The following is a 16,916-nucleotide window of genomic DNA, read 5'->3' on the forward strand; positions in this document are numbered from 1 at the left end:
TTCTCCCAAAAACGGGAGAAGGGGAGCTAGATTCAAAGTCCCTCGCCCGACTTGGGAGAGGGATTTAGGGTGAGGGCTACAAAAGTGGGATACACCCATCGCCCTAGACATTATCCAAGGTTAACCTTCACAACCTTGTTTTTAACTTCTTCAGTTTTGGGCAACGTCAGCATGAGAATGCCATCTTTATAGTTGGCTTCTACCTTAGTATTTTGCACCCTGGTAGGTAGTGGGATGACGCGTTGGAACTTGCCATAGCGGAATTCGCTACGAGTCGATCCATTTTCTTCATGGCTGGTTTCAGACTTACGTTCACCGCTGATAGAAACCGACTGTTCTGTTACTTCTACATTCAGATCCTTAGGTTCCATTCCTGGCACTTCCAGCTTCAGCAATAGAGCTTCTTCTGTTTCACTAAGTTCTGCTGCGGGCATGGTAGGAAGCCAATCTTGTTGAGCAACAGATATGGGAGCCAAAACATTATCCAACAGTCGATCGAGTTGTTGATGAAGGGTATTCACTTCACGATAGGGTTGCCAACGAATGAGTGTCATAATCTTCAGCTCCTGTAGTAATCTCTGATTGCATTTAGTCAAGTTTAGGTGACTGTTACTAGGACTATCTTTGTCCCTTTGATTACTACTTTAGAAGACTTTTCCTAAGAGGGGATTCGGTTATAGGAACTCAGTTTAGTCGTGGTTCCCGACCTCATTTTTTTAGGATGATAAACGTTGTCTTAGAAACCGTAATCATTGTTTCGGTTCTCTACCCATGATCAGGAGGAGTATCTTTAGGATGAATGAGACCTTTTTGTAGGGCTAGCACAGCAGCTTGGGTGCGATCGCGCACCTCAAGTTTTTGCAAAATGGCGTGAACGTGGACACGGACAGTACCCGCCGCAATGTAAAGAGTCTCGGCAATTTCTGAGTTACTTTTGCCGCTAGCAACTAACGCTAAAATCTCCCGTTCTCGTTGGGTGAGGGGATTGTCTAGTACGGGTGCAGGCAAGAGTGGTTCGGGACTGGGCTGTTGAAATTGGGCACGAATTTGCGCTGTAGCTTGAGCATCCCACCAAGAAGCGCCTGCTGCTATGGACTGAATCGCTAGAATTAAGGATTCGGCCGCCACTCCTTTTAGGCAATAGCCTTGAGCCTGAGCTTCGATAAGGCGGTTAATCAGTGGGGGTTGAGAATGGGAAGTTAGGATCAAGATGGGTAAATGGGGCGAGAGTTGCTTCATTTGCCGACAGGTTTCCACTCCACCAATACCCGGTAGACCGACATCTAAAACCACGATGTCGAACATCTGTTGAGTGATCAAATCTAGGGCCGTTTCCCCATCTTCGGCCTCAGCCGCAATTTCTAGCATCGGCTCTTGCTGGAGTCGCGTAGCCAACCCTAGCCGAAACAATTCATCATCTTCAACTAACAAAATCTTAAGGGGAGACGTCATGTAGTCGATTGGCTTGTAGCAGCTAAGGGCAACTCATGGATACAGGCGGGCAGTCGAAATGCAAAGACCGCACCATTCGCTCGGGACTCTGCCCAAATTTTACCGCCGTGGGCTTCCACAATTTGACGGCTTAGATAGAGCCCCAGCCCTGTTCCTTTAGCTTGGCGATCGCTCTGTCCCTGGTAGAAGCGATCGAACAAATGCGGCAGTTCATCGGCGGGAATACCCTGCCCCTCGTCGATGATACAGACCTGATAATGACCGTGCTTAGATCCCATGACCACCTGAACAGAACTACCTCGTCGAGAATGATTGACAGCATTGGACAGGAGATTAACCAACACCCGCGACAGTTGCAAAGCGTCTCCATTAACGCAGTAAGAGCGGCGAAAATCAGAGCTTTCATCGTTCACGCGCAGATGAATCTGGCGCGACGTTGCTAGAGGAACCACATCGGCAACGGCTTCCTCTGCCAGGGTGAGCAGATCGAGCTGTTGGCGGTGCAGCTTCAGCCCTTCAGAATCGTTGCGGTAAACGTCCATCAAGGTTTCAACCAGTTGGAGGGTCTTTTGATGACTTCGGGTCATAACATCAAAGACTCGGCGCTGGGCTAGCGAAACCGCACCAAAATTTTCGCTTCGCAAAGCCTGTAACGTCTCCAACGCACCCAGCATGGGGGTCTTGAGATCATGGGTTAACGTCGAGACAAAATCTTCCCGCATCTGGGCAAGTTGCTCCTGGGCCTGGAGTTGTAAGCGTTGCCGAGTAATAGCCTGCTCATAGGCCTGAAGGCGATCGCCCAGCCAACCTGTGACGCCTAGCGCCAGCACCGTAATCACCCGGTTAGCGACGGTGTCTGGCGCTACTATAACGACCCCTGGAATCAAAAGATTCAATAAAGTAAGAGCGATCGCGATGGCTGTCACCCAAATAGTTGCTCGACGACTGAGGCGAGTGCTGGCAATCAAAACCGCCCCGACATAGAGATATCCAAACACGTAGGGAGGCGGAGTACTGTACTCCAACAAGATCACCAAGACAAAAATGATGCTGATGAGCCAGTGAATACGATGACGGGCTTGGATGAATTGTTCAAAATGTGAAAAAGGTCTAGACCGGGGCATAGGCAAGGGTCACGTAATGGTTAGCAACCAATAATGAGTAACGGTGTCCTAATCAAATCAGATGTCAATCTATGTCCATCTATTTTAAGAGCTGAATAGCCTAAACAAATGAAAATAAATGAAATTATATTGGATGATATAGGCGTTTATGAACTTCGCCTAAACGCTTCTAAACGCATCTAGTCCTTTCGTCTAAATCACAAAGTATAAATCTCCCCTAAACGCCGCTCTATACCTTTTCAAAGCTACTCTGAAGGTGAAATAGTAAAGCTGTTAGTTCTAACTTACTTGTTCTTTGAGATGGAACTAACCTAACACTTGCTGATTTCTGGTTTTAACGCTAATGGTTCCCAAAGTAGTTTTACACCAAGTTTATTTCAACAGTGCACATCTTGGTCAAACGCTTCGACAGATAGCCTTACCTGATGATTGTTATGTGCTGGGTTTGATTCGGGACTCCCACCTGATGATGGTTTGTGAAGACCCCATTTTGCAAGAGCAAGACTGGGTCATAGCTGTTACCCCAAAGGAGGCATTAGCGCCAGAATTGCAAATTTGTTTGGGAAAAGTTCAAGTACAGTCTTGATGTTTAGGAGTTTTTCATGGCTCAGGGATTTTTTCAGTTAGCGATCGCTTTAGCGATTTTATTGGCAGTAGCGCCATTCCTCGGCACCTACATGGCGCGAGTGTTCATGGGGCTAAGAACGCTGCTTGACCCAGTAGTCGGCCCTGTAGAGAGACTGTTGTTCGCTGCCGGCGGCGTTGCACATCAACGGTCTATGACTGGCGGCCAATACATCCGGGCCATTCTGGTGAGCAACCTGGTGATGGCGACCTTCGTGTTTATTATCTTCATGTTGCAAGGAGGACTGCCGCTCAATCCAACGGCTTTGGACGCACCGAACTGGGACTTAGCGCTACATACGGCTATTTCGTTTGTGACCAACACGAACCAGCAGCATTATTCCGGCGAAACCACCTATACTTACTTCTCGCAGGTTGGGGCACTGGGCTTTTTAATGTTTACCTCAGCAGCAACGGGGATTGCGGTGGCGATCGCCTTCATACGTGGCCTGACGGGGAACGCCCTGGGCAACTTCTACGTTGACCTGACCCTGTCCATTACACGGATTCTGCTGCCTATTTCGATCGTAGGGGCGATCGCCCTAGTGATTGCAGGAGTGCCAGAAACCTTTGCTGGCCCTGCCGTTGCTCAAACGCTAGAAGGGGCAACCCAATATATCGCCCGTGGCCCGGTGGCCCATTTTGAAATTATCAAAGAACTAGGCGAAAACGGCGGCGGCTTCTTCGGCATCAACTCTGCTCATCCCTACGAAAACCCGAATAACTTCACCAACCTGTTCACCAACATCATCATGCTGGTGATTCCGGCAGGGCTGATTTTGACCTACGGCATCATGGCGGGCAAACCTCGCCAGGGTTGGCTTATCTTTGGCATGGTATTTATCTTCTACGCCGTCCTGATCGCGATCGCTGCTGTAGGAGAGTTTCAGGGTAATCCTTTGGTCAACAGCATGTTGGGGGAGCAAGCTCCTAATCTTGAAGGTAAAGAGGTGCGCTTTGGCTGGGCACTTACGGCACTCTGGGCCGTTTCAACCACAGGAACCATGTGTGGTGCCGTCAACGGAATGCACGATTCCCTGATGCCACCCGGTGGTTTTGCTACCCTCTCAGATATGTTTTTGCAAATCATTTGGGGTGGACAAGGTACAGGGACGGCTTATCTATTCGTGTTTCTAATTTTGACCGTGTTTTTAACTGGGTTGATGGTAGGACGCACGCCCGAATTCCTCAGCCGTAAAATCGAGAAGCGTGAAATCGTCCTAGCCAGCATCATTTTGCTGGCTCACCCCATCGCCATTCTAATTCCCGGCGCAATTACGTTAGCCTTTCCTGAAACCTTAGCGGGCATTAGTAACCCTGGCTTCCATGGCATTTCCCAGGTGATTTATGAATATGCCTCCGCTGCCGCTAACAACGGCTCCGGCTTCGAAGGGTTAGGGGATGACACCCTTTGGTGGAACCTCAGCGCTAGCTTCTCGCTCATCGTGGGTCGCTATATGCCGATTATTGCCCTGATTTATTTAGCCGACAGCATGGCCCAGAAACAGCCCGTACCAGAAACCGCAGGCACCCTCTACACTGACAGCTTCTTGTTCACAGGCGTAACCGCAGGTACTATTCTTATCCTTGGTGCGTTAACGTTCCTGCCTGTGTTGGCGTTGGGGCCAATTGCGGAAGGGTTTGCGATCGCGAAAGCAGCGAGTGGTGGGTAAGAAAAACGTTCTCACCTGCTACCCCCTTCCCTGACTCATGCAACCTTTAGTTCTTTCATTTCATAACCGCCATGACCAGTTCTTCTCAAACCCGGCATCAACCCGGTGGCCCTCGCGAAGGGCGACGACATACGCCCAAAGTAAACATGTCCGGTCTTTATCAGCGGGCATTCCAAGAGGCATTTTTCAAGCTCGATCCGCGAGTTACCGTGAAAAATCCCGTCATGTTTGTGGTGTGGGTTGGCACGATCATCACAATTCTGCTCACGTTCAACCCAGGACTATTTGGCCCTGTGCCCGATAATCCGGTGCTGTTCAACGCTTTGATTGCCGTCATCCTGTTCTTCACCCTTGTTTTTGCCAACTTTGCCGAAGCCGTAGCCGAAGGTCGCGGTAAGGCTCAGGCTGATGCGCTGCGCTCTACTAAGTCAGAAACCACAGCTCGCAAAATTTTGGCTGATGGCTCAATCAAAGAAGTGTATTCCACCAGCTTAAGTCGGGGCGATCGCATCAAAGTGATCGCTGGCGATATCATTCCCGCCGATGGAGAAGTTTTGGATGGAGTAGCGTCCGTGGATGAATCAGCCATCACGGGGGAATCGGCCCCCGTACTGAAGGAAGCAGGTTCGGATGTTGCCAGCTCTGTCACCGGCGGTACTAAGATTATTTCCGATGAGCTGACAATCCAGGTCACAGCCGATCCGGGTAAGGGCTTTATTGACCGCATGATTGCCCTCGTCGAAGGAGCCGAACGCAGCAAAACTCCTAACGAAATTGCCTTGACGGTGCTGCTAGCGGTGTTGACCCTGGTGTTCTTGATTGTGGTAGTGACCTTGCCAACTCCAGCAGCTTACGTGGACAGTCCAGTCAGCGTGGCTATTCTCATTGCCCTTTTGGTAGCCCTCATCCCCACCACAATCGGTGGCTTGTTGAGCGCGATCGGCATTGCCGGGATGGATCGCGTGGCGCAGTTCAACGTGGTCGCGACTTCGGGACGAGCGGTCGAAGCCTGCGGCGATATCAACACCCTAGTGTTGGATAAAACGGGCACCATTACCTTAGGTAATCGCTTAGCTGAGGAGTTTATTCCTCTCAATGGTCACAGTCCCGATAAAGTCGCTTCTGTGGCCCTAGCTGCCAGCATCTTTGATACAACCCCCGAAGGTAAATCCATCGTGCGACTGGCACAACAGCAAGGTGCTACCCTGGCATTCGACCAGACAACAGCGGAAGCAGTGGAATTTTCAGCCCGTACCCGGATGAGCGGAACCAATCTTCCCGATGGCGGCGAAATTCGCAAAGGGGCCGTAGACGCGATTCGCGGCTTTGTTCGATCCCGTGGCGGCACCGTGCCTGAAGGGCTGGATCAGGCTTTTGAAAAGGTATCTCGTTTAGGCGGTACACCGCTGGCTCTTTGTCAGAACGATGACATCTACGGCGTAATCTACCTGAAAGACATCATCAAACCCGGCATTAACGAACGGTTTGACCAACTGCGACGCATGGGGGTTCGCACCGTCATGCTGACCGGCGACAACCGGATTACCGCCGAAGTTATCGCACGAGAAGCTGGAGTCGATGACTTTGTCGCCGAAGCCACCCCTGAAGATAAAATCCAGGTTATTCAAGCCGAGCAGGCAGAAGGTAAGCTGGTGGCGATGACGGGTGACGGCACCAATGATGCTCCTGCTCTAGCCCAGGCCAACGTCGGTTTAGCGATGAACTCCGGCACCCAGGCTGCCAAGGAAGCTGCCAACATGGTAGACCTCGACTCCGACCCCACCAAGCTCATTGATCTAGTCACCATCGGCAAACAGTTGCTGATTACTCGTGGGGCATTGACCACGTTCTCGATCGCCAACGACATTGCCAAATACTTTGCGATTATTCCAGCCATGTTTGCCTCAGCAGGTATCGGCGCACTCAACATCATGGGCTTGCATAGTCCCCAATCTGCTGTCCTATCTGCTCTGATCTACAACGCCCTGATCATTCCAGCTCTGATTCCTCTGGCGTTGAAAGGGGTGCAGTTCCGCCCCCTAACCGCCAATCAACTCCTGCAGCGCAATATGCTGATCTTTGGTTTGGGCGGTGTTATTGCTCCCTTTATTGCCATCAAGTTTATTGACCTTATGGTCGGGAATATTGGCTTAGCCTAGGAGATTTTGTATCATGACTTTTTCCTCTTCTCAACTCTCGTCAGAGTCCTCAAGCAATCTAGCTCAACAGTCTGTTGACCAAGGTTCAAATGTTCAAGTACTCGATCAATCTGAAGCTGATTTGCCAGAGGTTGTCTCGGCAGAAAATGCCACACCGTTTATAAGTATTTTGATCGTGCATCACGAAACCGCCACCCGGCTGATGTTGACAGAATTTTTGCAAGCCGAAGGCTATAGCGTCCATTCTGAAGACACCTGGGAAGCTGCGTTTGAGCAGTTGCAACAACAGCCTATCGACCTAGTAATTTTAGATCTAGCAATTTCTCAAAAGGTCGAAGGAGGGGGACTGAGACAACTGTTGTCACTTTATCCCGATACCCGAGTAGTGATGATTTGCGACCATTGCAGCCTAGATGATGCAGTCAATGCCATGAAACAAGGTGCGGTGGACTTAATTCATCAGCCCCACGGTTATCTCCAGCACCCCTTGAAAGCTGACCAAATTTGTGCCGTTATCGCTGAAGCACTGAACTGCCCACGATATCGTGTCATGCCTATCGGAAATTTTGATGAATTAATCGAACTAGCCTACCAGTGCTCTCAGAAAAGAGACTTTGCCCAAGCTCGAAAACTAATAGGCGAAGCAATGAAGCAAGCTCCTGAGCGTCCAGAGTATTTAACGTTGCTGGGTCTGATTGCTGAATGTGAAAGCGATCGCTTAGAAGCCCTCAAATTCTATCGTGCTGCCCTTGGTCTCGATCCCACATATCAACTCGCCGAAGATAACTTACATCGGGCAACGACCAATCTAAAATCTCGTCCCTGTTTTGACGATCCCCTTCCGCTAAAGCATTCGAACGTTCCAACATCTCCATGTTCAGATACCTAAAAAACCACCACACGGAGAATCCACTGATGAATAAATTTATCCTGCCTTCCCTCGATGAAATGTGCAATGACTGCCTCATTCGTCTGCAGCAACGCCGCTCTCGAATTGCCTTAGGGATATTTTTGGTTTTGTTCTTAAACGTAGCGATCGCTCCCGCCCTCTATGCCGCTACCGATAGTCTCAGTCGAGGCAATGCATACGCGCTGGGTCTCCTTGGTCTGGTTGTTATCGGACTAGCCGCCTATCTCACCGCCGTTATTCTCAAACCGGAGAAGTTTTGATCATGCTAAAAAGACTGATTGCCCAAATCCGCGAACAGATTCATATCGGTCGAATGAAGCGACGAATGCGTCAAGCGGAGTTAAAAAGAATTCGCGATCGCCACCATCGCCGCCACAAAGATACGTTTTCCAACACCTTCCTAAAGTCTTAGTCATTCCAACCTTTCGTCCTTCCAACCCTACTCTTGTCAACCCAACGTTCTGTAAAAACAATGATTCGAGATATTACCACCAGCATCCGCACCACAGTCGTCCTTTGGCTACTCACTGCTCTAATTTACCCCATGCTAATTTTCGCGATTGGACAGGGCTTCTTTCCCACCCAAGCCAATGGCAGTCTGATCACCAACGACCAGGGGCAAATTATCGGCTCGGCCCTGATTGGACAAACCTTTAGCAGTGACGAGTATTTTTGGAGTCGCCCCAGTGCAATTGACTATAGCCAAGGTGAAGATGCTGCCCCCACTGGCATATCTGGGGCTAGTAACTTGGCACCTAGCAATGCGGCGCTACTGGAGCGCATTCAGTCTGAAGCCGAGCGCCTCCAAGCTGCTGGAATAGAGCCTACTGCGGATCTCTTGTATTCCTCTGGTTCAGGACTAGACCCTCATATTTCACCCGCTAGTGCGTTCAACCAACTCGATCGGATCGCTGCCGTTCGCAACCTTGCACCTGACAATCTACAAACTCTCATTGAACAACATACCGAAGGTCGTTTCTTAGGTATCTTTGGTGAACCAGCAGTCAATACAGTCACCCTAAATCTGGCATTAGATCAGCTCTAACCCTCTTAACCTTCCGCCCCATAGACCTTTCAACATCACTTCGTCCTGTTTCTATGTACAACTCTGCTGCGATCGCCTCTGCTAGCTACCAAAAACCTCATCGCCGAGGTAAGCATAAAATCTTTATTGGTATGGCACCTGGTGTCGGCAAAACGTATCGAATGCTTGAAGAAGGACATGCCCTTAAGCAAGATGGTGTTGATGTGGTCATTGGGTTATTAGAAACTCATGCTCGGGAAGAAACTGCCCTGAAAGCAGAAGGTCTGGAGTTGATTCCGCGTAAACAGGTCAATTGTCGGGGAGTCATGCTTCGAGAAATGGATACCGAAGCCATTTTGAAACGGGCTCCCCAATTAGTATTGGTAGATGAACTCGCTCATACCAATGTGCCAGGCTCTCAGTGGGACAAGCGCTATCAGGATGTGGAACAGATTCTAGAGGCTGGTATTGACGTTTACTCAACCGTCAATATCCAACATTTGGAAAGCTTAAATGATCTTGTGCATCGTATTTCTGGGGTAGTGGTGCGAGAGCGCATCCCAGATCGCATCATTGACGAAGCGGATGAAATTGTCGTGGTTGATGTTACCCCAGAAATGCTGCAGGAACGCCTTCAAGAGGGTAAGATTTATGCCCCCGAAAAGATTGATCAAGCTCTACAAAACTTTTTCCGCCGGAGCAATCTGATTGCCCTGAGAGAGCTGGCGCTGCGAGAAATTGCTGATAATATTGAGGAGGAATCTGTTTCCACAGGTCAAAATCTTCATTGTAATATTCAAGAGCGCATCTTAGTATGCATTTCAACGTATCCAAATTCGATTCAACTCCTGCGGCGTGGTGCCCGAATTGCCAATCAAATGAATGGTCGGTTATTCGTCCTATTTGTTGCCCCTGCAGGTAAATTCTTATCGAAACCAGAGACGCTACATATTGAAACCTGCAAACGCCTATGTCAAGAGTTTGAAGGAGAATTTGTTAGGAGAGAATCTTCAGATATTGTGAGTGCGATCGCTGATATTTCAGACCAAGAACGTATTACACAAATTGTTTTAGGTGAAACTCGTCGTTCCCGATTTCGCCTCTTATTGAAAGGTTCAATTGTGCAACGATTGATGCGGGAACTGCCTCAGGTTGACTTACATATTATTTCTAATAACCAACCAGCGTGACTTTTGTACTGTTTGGTTGCTTCCTAGGTTGATCCCGGCCCGATCGCCATTGGCTTAGCACTGTGCCCTAGGTATCAAGGTTGGCTCTAGAGGCACCGGCTCTAAACGGTCTGATGAAAACAGCGATCGCTCTCCCAATCCGTCCAGTCTGCTTCAGGGGAGCGATCGCTGTTCTGCACCATTAGCCCCGGTTAGCCCATGGCAACCTGAACATCACCGCTAGGTGACCAGTCTGGGCTGTTAACCGGCAGCGGTTTTTGGGCGCGGGTGACCTGGTTGCTCCACCAATTGTTCTCCGTTTGCACCGCTTCAAAGCCGACGGCCTGCATCCAGTCGTCCACCGAGCCGGCAGCATAGGCCTTGATGTAGGGTTCTTCAAAGATTTCGGTGAGCCAGGTGACTTGGCGGAGAGTGGCTTGGTTGCCATCGAGAATCAGCACCTGCCCGCCAGGACTGAGCAGCCGGAAGCATTCCCGGAGAATCTCTTGGGCGATCGCGGGTGGAGTTTCATGGAACAGCAGGGACGCGGTTACCACATCAAAGCTGGCATCGGGGAAGCCAGTGGCTTCGGCTAGACCGTGGCGGAAGTCGATGGATAGACCGTTGAGCCGAACTTTTTGGTGGGCCATCACCAGCATATGGGGCGATAGATCCAGACCCACCACCTCGGCATCGGGAAAGGCTTGCTTGAGCAACACGGTGGTGGAACCCGTGCCACAGCCTAGGTCGAGGATGCGCCGGGGTTGCCCTTGGACGCGATCGCACAGGCCTTGACGAATCCAGGTTTCGTTAGGCAGCAAGACGTATTGGGTAATCGGATCATAGGTGATCGCCGCGTCGGCGGTCAGGTAACCATTTTGGATGCCGTGGAAATTTTGGCTGCGGTAATAGTCGGGATAAGCGACCGTGGGCGACGAGAGGCGATCGCACTCCGTTTCCCAATCAATACTGTCGCGCTGGCGGAGCAGAGCTGCTTCATCCAGGAGAAACTGGCTGAACAGAGGAGCCAGAAATCGTTCAAAAATGGTGGACTGAGTCGTTGTCATGGCTTGGATGAAGATATCGCGGTTTAGAGTCTGTGTCTTTAGTATGCAGAACCTAGGCGGCAATGGGGAGGCCTAGGAAAAAATGGGGCTGGCAAATACCAAATGGCTGAATTTTTAAGAAAATTTTCCGTTCATGTGTATCAAAGTGCGAATGTACTGTTAAGCTATGAGACAAGCGATCGTCCATGGCTAATGGTCCATGATTCCGCAATCTCTCAAACTTAGGAATTTTCTTAGTTATCGCCAGGCTACTCTGGATTTTCGTGGATTGCACGTAGCCTGTATTTGTGGTGCCAATGGGGCAGGTAAATCGTCCTTACTGGAAGCGATCGCTTGGGCGGTCTGGGGCCAGGGACGAGCGGCAAGTGATGATGATGTGATTTACCAAGGGGCCTTGGAAGCCCAGGTAGACTATACCTTTCGTTATCGGGAGCAGGTCTATCGGATTATCCGCACGCGCTATCGGGGGCAGCCCAGTTCTCTGGAGTTTCAGATTGAAACCCCCAGTGGCTTCCAAACCCTAACCCAGCGAGGTTCCCGCGCCACCCAAAGTTTAATCCAGCAGCATCTTAAGCTGGACTATGAGACGTTTATTAACTCGGCCTATCTGCGCCAAGGGCGGGCGGATGAGTTCATGCTGAAGCGGCCAGCGGAGCGCAAGCAGGTGCTGGCAGATTTGCTGAAGCTGGATCAATACGATCGCCTTTCGGAACAAGCTAAGGAGCGATCGCGTCAGGTTCGTGCTGAGATGGAGGTGCTGGAGCGAGGATTAGAGCAAATTCAGCAGCAGCTTCTCCAGAGCGATCGCTTGGCTACAGAACGCTTGACCCTGGAAAACACCCTAGAGCAGCTTACCCAGCAGCAGCAGGCCCATACGGCCCAGGTGCAGGCGTTACACATCCAGCAGCAGCAGCGCCAGCTTGGGCAACAGGAGCTCCAGCGTCACCACCACCAAGCCCAGCAGCTTCAGCAAGACTGTCAGCAGCTCCAGCAGCAGCTTACGACATTACAGACCCAAGAGCGATCGCTGCAGACCATTCTCAGTCAGTCCGACGCCATCGCCCAGGGCTATGCCCATCTGCAGGCGCTGCAAACCAAGGATGTAGCGCTCACCCAAACGTTTCATACCTACCAAACCCTGACGGCAGAACACCAGCAGCTTCAGCAGCAGCACCAAACCGCGATCGCCGCCCTGCAGGATCAGCACCACCAGGTTGAGGCCCAGCTAACCTCCCTGGTGCAGCAGGAACAGGAGGTGCAGCAGGTGCTCAGTAAGGCAGGGGAAATTGGCGACGCCTTAGAACGTCTGCGGCTAGCGCGGCAGCAGCTTCAGCAGTTGGATCGCCTACAGGTGCAGGTGGCACCCCTGATCCAGCGGCGGCAGCAGCTCCAGTCTCAGTCGGAACGAGCCCAGGCCCATCTCCAGGCCCGCCTGGATGCGTTTAACCATCAGATTCAGCAGCTCCAGCTTCAAGAGCAGCGGCAGCCCAACTTAACCCAGTCTGCGGCGGAGCTGAGCACCCAACTCCATTACCTAGAGGAGCGACGGCTGTATCAACAGCAGGTGCGCGACAAGGGTCTGGAGCGCCGTAATTTTATGGAACGGCTGCAGGCCGATCAACGTATCTATGAAACCCAACTGGCGGAGCTAGACCAAAAAATTCAGTGGCTCAAACGGCAGGCAGGCCCTTGGTTGAACGATCGCTCCCTCAATCCATCCATTGAAGAAGAGTTGCGATCGCTGCAGGTAGACGCGCAGGAGGCAAGGCAGACCTGTCAGGATCAGGGCACCCCCTACCAACTAGAGGTGGCAGACTATCCTCCCTGTCCCCTCTGCGATCGCCCCTTGGATGAACAGCATGGGCGGGTGGTGCTCGAACGCCATCAAGCCGACCAAGCCGCCATTCTCAAACGGCTTTGGGTGGTGCGGGAGCAGTTATCCGCCTCGGAGCGAGAAATTCAGGTTCTGCGCCAGGAATATCGCGATTTGGACTATGAATTGGCGAATTACGGAGCCATGCTGGAACGGCGGGGGCGTCTGCAGGAACAGCTTCAGGGTGTGGTGACGGTGAAAACCCAGCTTCAGGAGCTGATTGCCGAGCGGGATGCCCTAGCACGTTCCCTAGAATCGGGCGGCTATGCGGCAGAATGGCAGGAAGAGTGGCAGGAAATTGACCATACCCTCAGCCAATTGCAGTATGACGACAAAAATCACGCCCTAGCGCGCGGACAGGTGGATCGCTGGCGTTGGGCAGAGCTGCGCCAAGCCGAAATTCACAGCGCCCAGCAGCGCCAGATCCAGTTAGCTCAGCAGCGTCCGCTTCTGGAAGCTCGTCGCGCCCAGATCGATCATGATCTACAGCAACACCACCAATCGCCGCTCTACCAACAGCTTCAGGAGGTCAGCGATCGCTTGCTCCAGCTTGGCTATGATGCACCGGCCCATGCGGCCGTGAAAGATGCTATTCGCCAGAACCAAGGCTGGCAGTTGCGTTACCAAGATCTGCATCAAGCCCAGCAGCAGCTACCCCAAGTGCAGCAGCAGCGCCAGCAGATCGAAGCCGAGTGGCAGGAGCGATCGCACCGTCTACAGGACGTGCAGCAGCAAATTGCTCAGCTTAGCCAACAGTTAGACTCAACGCCAGATGCCACAGAGGCGATCGCTCTCTTGGAATATCAGCTAACCGAGGGACGATCGCAGAGGGATCAACACTTAGCTCACCTGGGTCGCCTCCAGCAACAGCAGCAGCAGCTCGATGACTTGATCCACCAGCGCGATCGCCAACAGACCGAGGTGCAAACCCTGCGCCGCCAGTATCGGGTCTATCAAGAACTGGCCCAAGCCTGTGGCAAAAACGGCATTCAGGCATTGATGATTGAAAATATCTTACCCCACCTAGAGGCAGAGACCAATCAACTCCTAGGACGACTCAGCGCCCATCAGCTCCATGTCCAGTTTATTACTCAGCGAGCGAGTAAGCGCAGTAAACGCCATGCCAAGCTAATTGATACCCTAGATATTTTAATTAGTGACCTCCAGGGTACCCGTCCCTACGAAACCTATTCTGGCGGTGAAGCCTTTCGGGTCAATTTTGCTATCCGTCTAGCCTTATCTCGTCTATTAGCCCAGCAGTCTGGCACACCGCTGCAAATGTTAATTATCGATGAGGGATTTGGCACCCAGGATGCGGCAGGCTGTGAGCGTTTGGTGGCAGCTATCCAAGCGATCGCTGATGATTTTGCCTGTATCTTAGCGGTCACTCACATGCCGCACCTCAAAGCGGCGTTTCAAACCCGTATTGAGGTACAAAAACAAGCTCAAGGATCGCAAATTCAGTTGGTTCTGTAGAACTAGTCTCTACAGTGTGAGCTGGCTTGGAAAGGGCGCAGACATTTTTCGAGAGTTAGCCGATCCTACTTTTTCCGTTGCAGGTGTAAATGAAGCACCAACCTTTGACTGGATACAAGTTCATCCTGTTAGCGATCGCCCCCTTATCAAAGCACTAAGCAACGAACTTGATATTGGGGAAGCAGAAGCGATCGCCCTTTCATTCTAGCTTTGCAATTGCATCCACGGCGACAGCTCGACATCTTACAGTTTGTTGCTCTTTTTTCAGCAAACCCTAATTATCGATGAGGGATTTGGTACCCAGGATGCAGCAGGCTGTGAACGTTTGGTGGCAGATATCCAAGCGATCGCTGATGATTTTGCCTATCTTAGCGGTCACCCACATACCTCACCTCAAAGCGGCGTTTCAGACCCGTATTGAAGTGAAAAACAAGCTCAAGGGTCGCAGATCCGGTTGGTTCTGTAGAAATAATCCCTAGAGTGTGAGCTGGCGTGGAGAGGGCGCAGACATTTGCCGCATTTGAATTGTTAGCTCGTTAAATGCTTGGCAAAAAGATAGTTTCAAAATTAAAACGTTATGATCAGCTACTACGCTTTACGACGAAATACAAATTTCAGACCGCTTCCTAAACTCGATTCAATTCCACTTCCAAGAATCTTAATTGTTCCTGATGCTGAAACCTCAGCAGATAATTCAATTTCATCAAGTTCATAGTCTCCTATTGCTTTTGGTGTTGCTGTCAAAATAGAGCCTAATTTGGAAAGAAAAGATTGTAGCTCTCCCGATAGAACACCAACGTCAATTTGTGTTTCAATAAGTTCCCGTCTTTCTGTTAATGTGGTTGACTGTCTAACAGTAACTACCCAGATTCTATCCTCATTCATGATTATTACCTTTGTAAGGGTTCTATTGGAGTACAAATTTAGCGAATGGTTCACCGTAGATAGTGTAACTCAGCCAGCTAGGATCGCCAGGATAAAGATCTCTCAAGTCAAGTCTCGCATCTTTCAAAGCCCTTGCAACAGTCATTAGTCCACTTGAATTAGTTACCGAATTGTAGAAGAAGGCTGAAAACTTACAAGCAGCAAAATGAGAAACTTCCCAACATGTTCCTATAAACCCACTACATTTTGCATCATAAACAAACACCCTAATCCATCCATTGACACCAGAAAAATTAAAGTTATCTCCTGCACTAGCACAAGCATTCATAAAAATGAATGCTTGATTACCATTTGAGGCAAATCCTAGCAACCTGCCTACAACTTCTCTGGCCATTAGAGTTTCACCGTTGGCAAGTATTAGGCAAGATGCATCTGGATCAAGTTGCACAAACCTACAGTGACCAAAATAATGTAGATTAGAAAAGCTATTGCTTTGTTGAAATAATTGCTCTATAGCCTGTTTATTAGGTGGGTTTACTTCTTCAAAATCCACATTGCTAAAAGCTTGCCTTATCAGATCAAACTCCTCCTGAGCAGATGATCTATGAAATACCTCAGATGAATCTTGTGAAAGAGGGGGCGAGATGAGCACAATTTTTCTTACATGAATTGTACGAGGCATTCTTAGATTTTTAGGATAACGTGCTAGCTCAAACTTTTCGCCCCAAAAAAGATCCTCGGCTTCATCTTTAGAAGGTCTTACAAGTTCCCAGGGAATCCTCAAGTCTTCTGAATGTATTAACACACTTTTTACATTGTCTTTCAATATATCCCAGTACAGAGCTTTAAACTCATCATCAAAGAGATTTCTATATAATTCAATCCCAATAATTTCTAAATCTCTTTGTAGTTCACTTATACTCTGAGGACTTAGAGATCCATTTTTTTGAAATTGATCATATTTAGAGTAAATTTGATTAACACGTTCAATGCGATTTCCAAGAATTTCAATATAATCATTTAGATTCTTAGGACTCAAACAAGGTCCGTAAGCGCGTGCTAAGTTAGGGTGATCACATATCAGGTGATATTTATATTTGGATTCCCTAGTATCTCGATCAACAAAAATTACTAAGTCTGCACGCTCTTCAGGTTGACGCGGGACAAAGACGGCTTGTTCCTCTTTTCTTCTCCTGTTTCTTGCCATACAGTAGCTTCTAGTTCCCAATTACCTATGTAAGCAGTATCCTGAAAAAGTCTAATAGAAATTTCACCTTTGCCCATTTGCCTTGGAGTCAATGGGAAACCCAACCATTCAGACTTGCCTTGAGCAGGTACAATAGCAGTCCTAATAGATGTATCTTTAATTGTAAAAATTTGTTCATCAACTTCTAGCAAAACATTAATCAGTAAAGGTTCTTCCCAGTCGGAAGTTGATGTATCCCTATCAAGACAAAGCTTTAAATCAAGAGTTTCTGAT

16 protein-coding genes are annotated in these 16,916 nt (G+C 49.7%); 10 read left to right on the top strand and 6 right to left on the bottom strand.

Going from position 1 to position 16,916, the window contains the following annotated elements:
* Nucleotides 1–110 precede the first annotated feature (110 nt).
* The 3 genes from JUJ53_RS15805 to JUJ53_RS15815 all read right to left on the bottom strand — a co-directional run bounded on the left by JUJ53_RS15805 (nucleotide 111) and on the right by JUJ53_RS15815 (nucleotide 2,576).
* The gene (locus tag JUJ53_RS15805) at nucleotides 111–554 is read right to left on the bottom strand and encodes an Hsp20/alpha crystallin family protein (protein ID WP_204153004.1); all 444 of its coding nucleotides are present in this window, start codon (nucleotides 552–554) and stop codon (nucleotides 111–113) included.
* Between the two features lie 211 nt (nucleotides 555–765).
* The gene (locus tag JUJ53_RS15810; RefSeq protein ID WP_204153005.1) at nucleotides 766–1,452 is read right to left on the bottom strand and encodes a response regulator transcription factor; all 687 of its coding nucleotides are present in this window, start codon (nucleotides 1,450–1,452) and stop codon (nucleotides 766–768) included.
* On the bottom strand, nucleotides 1,449–2,576 hold the full coding sequence (locus JUJ53_RS15815) for a HAMP domain-containing sensor histidine kinase (protein ID WP_204153006.1): 1,128 nt from the start codon (nucleotides 2,574–2,576) through the stop codon (nucleotides 1,449–1,451). Before JUJ53_RS15815 ends, JUJ53_RS15810 begins: the two co-directional genes overlap by 4 nt.
* A gap of 602 nt (nucleotides 2,577–3,178) precedes the next feature.
* Here JUJ53_RS15815 and kdpA point away from each other — a divergent pair.
* The 7 genes from kdpA to JUJ53_RS15855 all read left to right on the top strand — a co-directional run bounded on the left by kdpA (nucleotide 3,179) and on the right by JUJ53_RS15855 (nucleotide 10,156).
* Nucleotides 3,179–4,873, top strand: coding sequence for a potassium-transporting ATPase subunit KdpA (kdpA, locus tag JUJ53_RS15825; RefSeq protein WP_204153008.1), 1,695 nt, complete (start codon nucleotides 3,179–3,181; stop codon nucleotides 4,871–4,873).
* Nucleotides 4,874–4,944: 71 nt separating this feature from the next.
* Nucleotides 4,945–7,032 (top strand): potassium-transporting ATPase subunit KdpB, encoded by a 2,088-nt coding sequence (kdpB, locus tag JUJ53_RS15830; RefSeq protein WP_204153009.1) that lies wholly within the window; start codon nucleotides 4,945–4,947, stop codon nucleotides 7,030–7,032.
* Nucleotides 7,033–7,045: 13 nt separating this feature from the next.
* Nucleotides 7,046–7,921 (top strand): response regulator, encoded by an 876-nt coding sequence (locus JUJ53_RS15835; protein ID WP_204153010.1) that lies wholly within the window; start codon nucleotides 7,046–7,048, stop codon nucleotides 7,919–7,921.
* Between the two features lie 26 nt (nucleotides 7,922–7,947).
* Nucleotides 7,948–8,202, top strand: coding sequence for a potassium-transporting ATPase subunit F (locus JUJ53_RS15840; protein WP_204153011.1), 255 nt, complete (start codon nucleotides 7,948–7,950; stop codon nucleotides 8,200–8,202).
* A 2-nt stretch (nucleotides 8,203–8,204) separates the two neighbouring features.
* The gene (locus tag JUJ53_RS15845; RefSeq protein ID WP_204153033.1) at nucleotides 8,205–8,354 is read left to right on the top strand and encodes a hypothetical protein; all 150 of its coding nucleotides are present in this window, start codon (nucleotides 8,205–8,207) and stop codon (nucleotides 8,352–8,354) included.
* Between the two features lie 60 nt (nucleotides 8,355–8,414).
* Nucleotides 8,415–8,987: a K(+)-transporting ATPase subunit C gene (gene kdpC / locus JUJ53_RS15850; protein WP_204153012.1), complete on the top strand. Its 573-nt coding sequence runs from the start codon at nucleotides 8,415–8,417 to the stop codon at nucleotides 8,985–8,987.
* Nucleotides 8,988–9,040: 53 nt separating this feature from the next.
* Nucleotides 9,041–10,156, top strand: coding sequence for a universal stress protein (locus tag JUJ53_RS15855; RefSeq protein ID WP_204153013.1), 1,116 nt, complete (start codon nucleotides 9,041–9,043; stop codon nucleotides 10,154–10,156).
* Between the two features lie 191 nt (nucleotides 10,157–10,347).
* On the opposite strand, the gene JUJ53_RS15860 is transcribed toward JUJ53_RS15855, so the two are convergent.
* Entirely contained in the window at nucleotides 10,348–11,202 is an 855-nt protein-coding gene (locus tag JUJ53_RS15860) for a class I SAM-dependent methyltransferase (RefSeq protein WP_204153014.1), read from the bottom strand.
* A 199-nt stretch (nucleotides 11,203–11,401) separates the two neighbouring features.
* Here JUJ53_RS15860 and JUJ53_RS15865 point away from each other — a divergent pair, with 199 nt between their 5' ends.
* Genes JUJ53_RS15865 through JUJ53_RS15875 form a run of 3 tightly spaced genes read left to right on the top strand, consistent with a single transcriptional unit; the run spans nucleotide 11,402 to nucleotide 14,972 of the window.
* Nucleotides 11,402–14,551 (top strand): SMC family ATPase, encoded by a 3,150-nt coding sequence (locus tag JUJ53_RS15865; protein ID WP_204153015.1) that lies wholly within the window; start codon nucleotides 11,402–11,404, stop codon nucleotides 14,549–14,551.
* A 16-nt stretch (nucleotides 14,552–14,567) separates the two neighbouring features.
* Complete coding sequence (locus JUJ53_RS15870; RefSeq protein WP_204153016.1) at nucleotides 14,568–14,759, top strand: hypothetical protein; 192 nt, start codon at nucleotides 14,568–14,570, stop codon at nucleotides 14,757–14,759.
* A 42-nt stretch (nucleotides 14,760–14,801) separates the two neighbouring features.
* Nucleotides 14,802–14,972, top strand: a complete 171-nt coding sequence (locus tag JUJ53_RS15875; RefSeq protein ID WP_204153017.1) for a hypothetical protein — start codon at nucleotides 14,802–14,804, stop codon at nucleotides 14,970–14,972.
* Nucleotides 14,973–15,139: 167 nt separating this feature from the next.
* Here the strand turns inward: JUJ53_RS15875 and JUJ53_RS15880 are convergent, their stop codons facing one another.
* Nucleotides 15,140–15,436 carry a hypothetical protein gene (locus JUJ53_RS15880; RefSeq protein ID WP_204153018.1) on the bottom strand — a complete coding sequence of 99 codons (297 nt, stop codon included), beginning with the start codon at nucleotides 15,434–15,436 and terminating at the stop codon, nucleotides 15,140–15,142.
* A 22-nt stretch (nucleotides 15,437–15,458) separates the two neighbouring features.
* The gene (locus JUJ53_RS15885; protein ID WP_204153019.1) at nucleotides 15,459–16,643 is read right to left on the bottom strand and encodes a CHAT domain-containing protein; all 1,185 of its coding nucleotides are present in this window, start codon (nucleotides 16,641–16,643) and stop codon (nucleotides 15,459–15,461) included.
* Between the last annotated feature and the right edge of the window lie 273 nt (nucleotides 16,644–16,916).

The organism is Leptolyngbya sp. CCY15150, from assembly GCF_016888135.1.
GTDB lineage: Bacteria > Cyanobacteriota > Cyanobacteriia > RECH01 > RECH01 > RECH01.